Origin of the sequence: Pseudomonas sp. NUPR-001 (assembly GCF_052147955.1) — a bacterium.
Lineage (GTDB): Bacteria > Pseudomonadota > Gammaproteobacteria > Pseudomonadales > Pseudomonadaceae > Aquipseudomonas.
This window is the reverse complement of the sequence record NZ_CP197353.1, coordinates 2,078,293-2,086,868: the sequence shown is the minus strand read 5'-3', so window position 1 is coordinate 2,086,868 and position 8,576 is coordinate 2,078,293. Positions and strand designations below refer to the sequence as shown.

11 protein-coding genes are annotated in these 8,576 nt (G+C 59.7%); 8 read left to right on the top strand and 3 right to left on the bottom strand.

What is annotated here, in order from left to right; translation table 11 throughout:
• Nucleotides 1-227: 227 nt before the first annotated feature.
• From ACP6KB_RS09600 to ACP6KB_RS09565, 8 genes are read left to right on the top strand one after another with little or no spacing between them, the layout of a single operon-like run.
• Nucleotides 228-1,421, top strand: a complete 1,194-nt coding sequence (locus tag ACP6KB_RS09600; RefSeq protein WP_442113493.1) for a PepSY-associated TM helix domain-containing protein — start codon at nucleotides 228-230, stop codon at nucleotides 1,419-1,421.
• Entirely contained in the window at nucleotides 1,418-1,954 is a 537-nt protein-coding gene (locus ACP6KB_RS09595) for a thiamine pyrophosphate-binding protein (protein WP_442113492.1), read from the top strand. Before ACP6KB_RS09600 ends, ACP6KB_RS09595 begins: the two co-directional genes overlap by 4 nt.
• Nucleotides 1,951-2,271 (top strand): hypothetical protein, encoded by a 321-nt coding sequence (locus tag ACP6KB_RS09590; RefSeq protein WP_442113491.1) that lies wholly within the window; start codon nucleotides 1,951-1,953, stop codon nucleotides 2,269-2,271. Before ACP6KB_RS09595 ends, ACP6KB_RS09590 begins: the two co-directional genes overlap by 4 nt.
• Nucleotides 2,268-2,837, top strand: a complete 570-nt coding sequence (locus ACP6KB_RS09585) for a DUF6162 family protein (protein ID WP_442113490.1) — start codon at nucleotides 2,268-2,270, stop codon at nucleotides 2,835-2,837. Before ACP6KB_RS09590 ends, ACP6KB_RS09585 begins: the two co-directional genes overlap by 4 nt.
• A 14-nt stretch (nucleotides 2,838-2,851) precedes the next feature.
• Nucleotides 2,852-3,772 carry a metal ABC transporter substrate-binding protein gene (locus tag ACP6KB_RS09580; RefSeq protein ID WP_442113489.1) on the top strand — a complete coding sequence of 307 codons (921 nt, stop codon included), beginning with the start codon at nucleotides 2,852-2,854 and terminating at the stop codon, nucleotides 3,770-3,772.
• Nucleotides 3,769-4,518, top strand: a complete 750-nt coding sequence (locus ACP6KB_RS09575) for a metal ABC transporter ATP-binding protein (protein ID WP_442113488.1) — start codon at nucleotides 3,769-3,771, stop codon at nucleotides 4,516-4,518. Before ACP6KB_RS09580 ends, ACP6KB_RS09575 begins: the two co-directional genes overlap by 4 nt.
• Nucleotides 4,518-5,417, top strand: coding sequence for a metal ABC transporter permease (locus tag ACP6KB_RS09570; RefSeq protein WP_442113487.1), 900 nt, complete (start codon nucleotides 4,518-4,520; stop codon nucleotides 5,415-5,417). Before ACP6KB_RS09575 ends, ACP6KB_RS09570 begins: the two co-directional genes overlap by 1 nt.
• Entirely contained in the window at nucleotides 5,414-6,331 is a 918-nt protein-coding gene (locus tag ACP6KB_RS09565; protein WP_442113486.1) for a metal ABC transporter solute-binding protein, Zn/Mn family, read from the top strand. Before ACP6KB_RS09570 ends, ACP6KB_RS09565 begins: the two co-directional genes overlap by 4 nt.
• 188 nt (nucleotides 6,332-6,519) lie before the next feature.
• Here ACP6KB_RS09565 and ACP6KB_RS09560 read toward each other — a convergent pair whose 3' ends face one another.
• From ACP6KB_RS09560 to ACP6KB_RS09550, 3 genes are read right to left on the bottom strand one after another with little or no spacing between them, the layout of a single operon-like run.
• Nucleotides 6,520-7,266: a hypothetical protein gene (locus ACP6KB_RS09560; protein ID WP_442113485.1), complete on the bottom strand. Its 747-nt coding sequence runs from the start codon at nucleotides 7,264-7,266 to the stop codon at nucleotides 6,520-6,522.
• A gap of 8 nt (nucleotides 7,267-7,274) precedes the next feature.
• A complete protein-coding gene (locus tag ACP6KB_RS09555; protein ID WP_442113484.1) occupies nucleotides 7,275-7,763 on the bottom strand; it encodes a hypothetical protein in 489 nt (162 codons plus the stop codon).
• A gap of 49 nt (nucleotides 7,764-7,812) precedes the next feature.
• Entirely contained in the window at nucleotides 7,813-8,568 is a 756-nt protein-coding gene (locus ACP6KB_RS09550; protein ID WP_442113483.1) for a hypothetical protein, read from the bottom strand.
• Between the last annotated feature and the right edge of the window lie 8 nt (nucleotides 8,569-8,576).

Below are 8,576 nucleotides of genomic sequence, written 5' to 3'. Positions count from 1 at the left end.
GTGCCTGGAGCACTCGTATGCAGATAGGAACGAAACTCAATTCGATGGATTTAGCCCTTGTGCAAACCCCCGGGCCAGACGCTTTGAAATATTTTTTTGCATTTTGACTAGCAGGTTTTCGATTCTCATTCGTCCTATATAGAGAACAACACCGACCACCTACCGTGCTCGACGCCTGGGTGATGCTTTGCATCGCCCCCATTTTTTTCGAAACAAGACCTGTACTCATGTCGAAAAAGTCCCGCTCAAAACTCTGGTTCCTGGTGCACAGCTGGCTAGCGCTGCCCATCTGGTTCTTCGTCCTGATCGTTTGCGTCACCGGCACCCTGGCGGTACTGAGCCAGGAGATCGTGTGGCTGGCCAACCCGGATGTGCGTGCCAACAAGCCCAGCGATGACAGCCCCCTGCTGAGCTACCAGCAAGCCTACGACGCCATGCTCAAGGCCGAGCCAGACCTGGCGGTGAACTACATCAGCCGCCCCGGCGAAGACCATTTCGCCCTCACCGCCAGCGTCACCTACCCGGATGGCACCTCGCCCATCCTGTATGTGAACCCCTACACCGGAGTGATCCAGGGCAAGAGCCCGACCTTCGATTTCGAGGCCTTCACCCGTGCCCTGCACGGCTGGTGGCTGGTGCCGTTCACCAACGGCTACAGCTGGGGCTGGTATTTGGTGTCGCTGCTCGGCCTGCCGATGCTGGCTTCGCTGGTCACCGGGCTGGTGGTGTACAAGCGTTTCTGGAAGGGCTTTCTCAAGCCGACCCTGCGCCTGGGCCAAGGCGCGCGAATCTTCTGGGGCGACTTCCATCGCCTGAGCGGCATCTGGTCGATCTGGTTTATCGCCACCATTTCCGTCACCGGCATCTGGTTTCTGATCCAGGCGATTCTGGCCGATAACCACGTGACCATTTCCAGCGAACCGATCGTACCGGCGATTTCCCGCGAAGACGTGCCGCGCACCGCCAACGGCGAAGTACCGCCGCGCCTGAGCCTGGATGACGCCGAGCGCGCCGCCATGCAGCAGTTCCCGGGCCTTGAGGTGTCGTTCATCAGCCTGCCGGGCAATGCCTATTCGCACTACTACATGGGCGGGCGCGGCTGGTATCCATTGATGTTCGAGACCGTCAACGTCAACCCGTTCAACAACAAGGTCGAGGCTTCGTTCATGGTCGGCGACCGCTCGACCCTGGAGTTTGTCACCGAGTCCATGCGCCCCCTGCACACCGGCGACTTCGGTGGCTTGTGGGTCAAGCTGATCTGGGCGTTCTTCGGCATTTTGCTGTGCATGATGGTGTTCAGCGGCCTGTTGATCTGGACCAAACGCACCGCCCAGGCCACCGCTGCCGCGCTCAAGCGTGAAGCGCGTACCCCACGCAAGGACACCGCGACCAGCCCATCGCCTTCGGAGGCCAGCCTATGAGCAAGGCAGCAGTGATCGAGCAAAGCCCGCTGCGGCGGTGGTGGCTCAAATGGCGCTTTCACCTGAACATTCTGCTGTTGCTGATACCGCTCGGGCTGATGCCCAAGTACCTGCATGAAGCCTCGATGAACCGCGGCGAAATCGGCCTGGGCGAGCGCGAGCTGGGTGAGCTGACGGCCGGCAAGTGGAGCGTGCAGATTGCCGAGCGCTTCGACGAAGCACCGCGCTCCGACGGCCCGGCCGGCTACTTCAAACAGTTCAAGATTGCCCTGTGCAGCACTTGCACCGACGTCAAGGCGGTGTACCTGCGGGTGGGCAAGCCGCGCAGCCTACGCGCCGCCGGTGCATTGTTCTCCGGCACCCCGTATCGCATGACCGGCGTGGTCAACATCCCGGTCAAGACATCCCCCGACGCCGATCTGTGGCTGACCTTCGAAGGCTGGGACGGCAGCATGCAACAAGTGTCGATCCCCCTGAGCAAGGCATCGCCGGCCACCGTCGCCTGGCTGAAACAACAAGGAGGCAAATCATGATGTCCAAGGCCCGCAGGCTGCTCCTGCTGCCGTTGTTGCTGGGTGCGGCAAGCCCGGCGCTGGCGCACAACCCGATGTGCGAATGCAAGCCGATCGACGGCGGGCAGATCGAATGCACCGGCGGTTTTTCCGATGGCAGCGGCGCACCGGGCGTGACCCTCGACGTGATCGGCTACAACGAAGAAATCCTTGTGCCGGGCAAGCTTGGCGAGAACTCCAAACTGACCTTCAAGCGCCCTGAAGGCGAGTTCTACGTGCTGTTCGACGCCGGCCCCGGCCACGTGGTGGAAATCGACTACGCAGATATCGAGCAATGAGCCGGGTGCAAGTGGTACGCCCGGCCGGTGCCGGGCATGAAACCCTGTATGTGCTGCTGGTCAGCCTGCTGATTCTGGCTGTGGCTGCCGGCATTGTCGCCCTGCGCGGCGAGCGTCACGACGAAGTCAGCATCGAAGCCCACCAGCTCGATGCCCGCCGTGACCTCAACGCGGCCGAACAAGGTGTGTACGCCGACCTGCGGGTGGCGTTCGAAGAAATCCAGCTGCGCCGCGAAGAACAGCCAGGCCTGCTCGACGTTGCTGTGCTGGCCGAAGAAGGCTTCCCGCCGTTCGTTGTGGACGCCAGCAGCGCCAGCCGAGGTGAACACCAGTGGCAGCGCCTGGGCGAACAGGCCTACCTGGGCCTGAGCCAGTCAGCCACGGTGGCGGGTAGCTTCCTGCTGCTGGTGCCTGCCGCCCATGACGGCGCTGCCGACGTCTGGCTGCAGCGCAAAGCTGACGCCAGCGTACCCACCGACCTCTCCCCTACCGCCCTGATCGGCGCCGGTTGGCAGCAGATCGCCGCCCACTATGACGCCGGCGTCACCCGCCAGCATCGCCACTGACCCAAGGACGCCCCATGTTTCGCTCCCGCCTCGCCCGTCGTCTTTTGACTGTGTTGCTTGCCTGTACCCTGCCCGTGCTGGCCCAGGCTGACAGCCAGGGCAAACCGCTGCGCATCGGCATCACCCTGCACCCGTACTACAGCTACGTGAGCAACATCGTCGGCGACAAAGCCGAGGTGGTGCCATTGATTCCGGCCGGTTTCAACCCCCACGCCTACGAGCCGCGCGCCGAAGACATCAAGCGCATCGGCAGCCTCGACGTGGTGGTGCTCAACGGCATCGGTCACGATGACTTTGCCGACCGCATGATCGCCGCCAGCGAAAAGCCGCAGATCACCGTGATCGAATCCAACACCAACGTGCCGCTGCTGGCGGCCACCGGGGTAGCGGCGCGCGGTGCGGGCAAGGTAGTCAACCCGCACACCTTCCTGTCGATCAGTGCCAGCATCGCCCAGGTCAACAACATCGCCCGCGAGCTGGGCAAGCTCGACCCGGACAACGCCAAGTACTACAGCCAGAACGCCCGCGCCTACGCCAAGCGCCTGCGCAAGCTGCGCGCCGACGCCCTGGCCCAGGTCACCGAAGCACCCGGGGCGGAATTTCGCGTTGCTACCATTCACGCCGCCTACGACTACCTGGTGCGTGAATTCGGCCTGGAAGTCACCGCTGTGGTCGAGCCGGCCCACGGCATCGAACCCAGCCCGAGCCAGCTGAAGAAAACCATCGACCAGCTCAAAGCCCTGGACGTGAAAGTGATTTTCTCGGAGATGGATTTCCCTTCGGCCTACGTCGAAACCATCCAGCGTGAGTCTGGGGTGAAGATCTACCCGCTGACCCACATCTCCTACGGCGACTACAGCAAGGAAAAATACGAGGTCGAGATGAAGCGCAACCTCGACACCGTGGTGCGGGCGATCAAGGAGTCCAAGGCATGACCGTGGCTGAAACCGTCATTACCCAGGCCCGCGGGCCAGGTATCGAATTCGCCGCCATCGACCTGACCCTGGGCCGTACGCGCATTCTCGATCAGGTCAGCTTCAAGGTCGCCGCTGGCAGCGTGCATGCCTTGGTCGGCCCCAACGGTGGCGGCAAGAGTTCGCTGGTGAAAACCCTGCTCGGCCAGATGCCCCATCAGGGTCAACTGACCTTGACCTGGCCGGGCGATACCCAAGTCATCGGCTACGTGCCCCAGGCCCTGGAGTTCGACCGCGGCCTGCCCATGACTGTCGATGACTTCATGGCTGCCATGTGCCAGCGGCGCCCGGCGTTTTTAGGCCTATCGCGCAAGGTGGCCCCAGCCATCGATGCGGCGCTGGAGCGGGTCGGCATGCTCGACAAACGCAAACGGCGCATGGGCGCGCTGTCGGGCGGTGAACGCCAGCGTGTGCTGCTGGCTCAGGGCCTGATCCCGGCTCCGCAATTGCTGGTACTGGATGAACCGATGTCGGCACTCGACGAAGCCGGCATCCAGGTGTTCGAACGCCTGCTGCTGGACTGGCGCGCCGCTGGCACCACGGTGCTGTGGATCGAGCATGACCTGCAAGCCGTGGCGCGCTTGGCCGACAAGGTCACCGGACTCAGCCGCCGGGTGCTGTTCGATGCCCCACCGCAACAAGCGCTGACACCGGAGCGCCTGCTCAGCCTGTTCTCCATCCATCCCCGCAGCGAGAGCATCGCCTGATGAACTACGAAGAAATTCGCCTGCTGATCCAGGGCTGGGCCAGCGCTGGCTACCTGCCTGAAGCCCTGGCCTATGGCTTTGTGGTCAACGCCTTGCTGGCGGGCTTGATGATCGGCCCGGTGCTTGGCGGGCTCGGCACCCTGGTGGTGGTCAAGCGCTTTGCCTTCTTCTCCGAAGCTGTTGGCCACGCCGCGCTGACCGGCGTGGCCATCGGCATCCTGCTCGGTGAACCCTACACCGGCCCCTACGGCAGCCTGTTCGGCTACTGCCTGCTGTTCGGCATCCTGCTGAACTTTTTGCGCAACCGTACCGGGCTGTCACCCGACACCCTGATCGGCGTGTTCCTCTCGGTGTCCCTGGCCCTGGGCGCCAGCCTGCTGCTGATGCTGGCCGGCAAGATCAACGTGCACATCCTCGAAAACGTACTGTTCGGCTCGGTGCTCACTGTCAGCGGCCAGGACCTGCTGGTACTCGGCATTGTCGGTACGCTGGTGCTGTCCCTGGCCCTGCCGTTGTACAACCGCATCATGCTCGCCAGCTTCAACCCGCAATTGGCAGCGGTACGCGGGGTGGCGGTGAAGAGCCTGGACTACCTGTTTGTGGTGCTGGTGACCCTGGTCACCGTCGCGGCGGTGAAAGTCATTGGTGCGATTCTGGTCGGCGCCCTGCTGGTGATTCCGGCGGCGGCGGCGCGCCTGATCAGCCAGTCGCTCAAAGGTTTCTTCTGGGCCTCGGTAGTGATCGCCACCCTGAGCACCCTAGTGGGCATCTTGCTGCCGATCGTCTTTGACCTGCCGGTGCCTTCGGGCGCGGCGATCATCCTCGTCGCCGGCTGCTGCTTCGCCCTCGCCGCCCTGGCCCGCGGCCTTGTTCCACGCCTGCAAGGAAACCCGGCATGACCTTCGAACTCAAACACCTGTGCCTGGCCCTGGCGCTGGCCACCCTGCCCGCCTTGAGCGTGGCCCAGCCCCCACCGACAGCGGTACAGCAACACGCCGGCGTTACCGTACTGGCTTCACTGCCGGTCACCCACGCCCTGGCCAGCGCCCTGCTCGACGGCACCTCGGTCACCCTGCAGCGCGCCGCGCCGGCCAACATTCCCGCGTCGCGGCAGCCGTCGTACTTCAGCGGTCGTGGTGCTGCGAGCCTGCAAAAGGCCGCAAGCCAGGCCGATGCGGTAATTGCCCTGCGTTCGATCTGGAGCGACGACCCGCTGTACCCGGTAGCGCGACGCAGCAACATCCGCATCGTTGAAATCGACGCCGCGCGCCCGGTAGACGGCGCACTGCCGGGGATCGCCGTGCAAGGCAACAACGCCTTTGCCGCCTACCCCTGGCTCAACCCCAGCAACCTTGGACGCATGGCCGACGTACTGGCCAACGACCTCGGCCGCCTGAGCCCGAGCGAACAGCCGAAGATCCAGGCCAACCTGGCCACCTTCAAACGCCAGTTGCTGGAGCTGAGCGCCAGCAGCGAGTCGCGCCTGGCCGACGCCGACAACCTCAGCGTGGTCAACCTCTCCGAACGCCTGGACTACCTGATCAGCGGCCTGAACCTGGACTTGATCGATCACCCGCGCGTGGCCGACGATCAATGGGATGCTGCTGCCCTGAAACGCCTGGGCGATGAGCTCAAAGGCCAGGACGTGGCCTTGGTGCTGCACCATAAACAGCCAAGCCAGGCCGTACTGGATGTGATCACGGCATCGGGCGCCAGGCTGGTGGTGATCGACACCGGTGCGCCAGACACCGTTGCCGGGCTCAAGGCCGGTATCGAGCAAGTCGTCAACGCGCTGGTCACCCGCAAAACCTGAGTCCATTGGTAGACGCGGGTTTGGCCCGTTTATCGCCTCGCGGGGCAAGCCCGCTCCTACAGGTAGGAGCGGGCTTGCCCCGCGAGGCGATGCCAGAAGCGCACAGATCCAGCCACTTCCGCAGCGTACAGCCACCGCCATTAGATAAAGGCCCTCCCCTGCTTTCAGTGGCAGCATCGCCTCTTCAATTAATACTGCGGTACGTCAGCCTTGGTTTTGATGAACGGTATATCTGGAGAAAGATAAGACCTAATAAGATCAGCCACCTCTGTTTTTTTATTTCTTTTACAAAACACATTAACCCCGCCATGTGTAATATGGTCCTTACCCTTCAAGACGACGCCATACTTGAACTCTACGATCTCTCTATTGGTCACAACAGCGAGCCGCTCTATATCAGCCCACTTAAATGCAAAGTGGTGATATTCAGTTTGCAGCTCCTGGTACTCTTTTGAGTTTGCCATCAAAAGATACGTCAAGCCTATCCCTCCCGGCCCTATTAGCGCGCCGAGTAGAAATAATGGGTCAATGGTCGCCATGAAAACAAAAACAACCGCCGCCACACCAGTTAACCACTTCAGAAATGTCAACGCCCATTTTGGAAAATCCTTCCACTCACAGTGCTCCAACCCGGACTCAGTAAGTCGATAGACGCAACTTATACGTTGATGGGTCATAGATGAAGTCACAGACAACATAAGAGTATAAAAAAAAACGCATGACAACGTTCGCCACGGCTGATCCATTCCCTCATACACAGAGTACATAACGAATGCACACCCCAATATAAAAATAGCCATAAACAAAAACATGCCGTTAGCCACAAATATATTGTAATTCCGCGCCTTAATCGTCCACGCCATCAACTCAGGCTCATGCGCAAACTTCCACTCCAGCTGCGGCGGTAGCTCAAGGGGCTTATTAAAAATGAACATGTTTAAACTCAACCATCACTTGAATTGGGGACTGACAACTTCAACAGCTTGCTGCACGGGCCATAGATCACAACACAGTCTGTTTCTCGCAACTCCCCACTAACGGCATCGCTGACTCGGTCAGCCTCACTCGCCGCCCACTTCAGCGCCAACCGGAACATGTAACTGTGACCGCTTGAGCCCTGCCACACACCGGACGGGTATTTAACCTCCAGCTCAAGAAGCGGGTTATCCGTTGGATCATTGATCCAAACTTGCCATAGGCGGTGTTGATCCTGCGGGGTGTAAGTGAAGTCGGTTAAGCGCAGGCTGCTGCCCGGAACATTGGGTAGCTCACCGAGTAGCTTCGGATCGACCCAATGGCCATTTAGAAACTGATCGTAGAACCTGTTGTGCTCGAAGTCCGTGAGGTTTTCTTCCGATGTCCACCGGTTCACGACCGTCGGTTGCAGGGTCAACTCTTTACCGGCCAACGCTGCCGGTACTTGAATCTGCACCCAGAAATCAGTCGCCTTCCTGGCGTACCCATTTGGAGTGTTTGTTCCGTCAATCAGTACTGAGCGGAACGTTGACCTTGGCCCTGATGAAAGGAACGTCCGGAGAAAGATAAGGCCTTATGATCTCCGCTACTTTTTCTTTCTGCTTTCTCCTGCAAAAAATGTTCAAACTCCAACGGGTTTCAAAGTCATCTCCTTCCATGGTTATTGCGTATTTCAAATCGACCACCTCTCGATTGCTTGCAATGGCAAGCTGCGTAAAATCCGCCCATTTAAATGCATAGTGATGGTATCGGGTATGCATTTCCCGGTAATTTTTTGAGTGCGCCATCGAAAGGTACGTCAACCCCATCCCCCCTGGACCTAACAACGCACCCAACAAAAATGAAGGATCGATAGTCGCTATGAAAAGAAAAATGACCGCCGTTATCCCTGTAAGCCATTTTAAAAATGTTAAAGCCCACTCCGGAAAATCCTTCCAAACACAATACTCAACTCCAGAGCCAGAAATTCGATAGGCAAAATTCACTTTTTGATGAGTCATACTAAGAACTGCACAAGTTATGATCAAATAAAAACAAAAAGCCACTACAATCCTGAACAACACCCCCTCGCCTGGAGCCGGCATCGAATACACACTATAAGCCCCAAACACTATCAGCACAGACATAAAAGCAAACATGCCATTAGCCACAACCGTATTATAATCACGCGCCCGAATCGTCCAGCCCAACAGCTCTGGCTCATGCGCAAACTTCCACTCAAGCTGCGACGGCAGCTCGAGTGGCTTATTGAAACTTAACATATTATTGC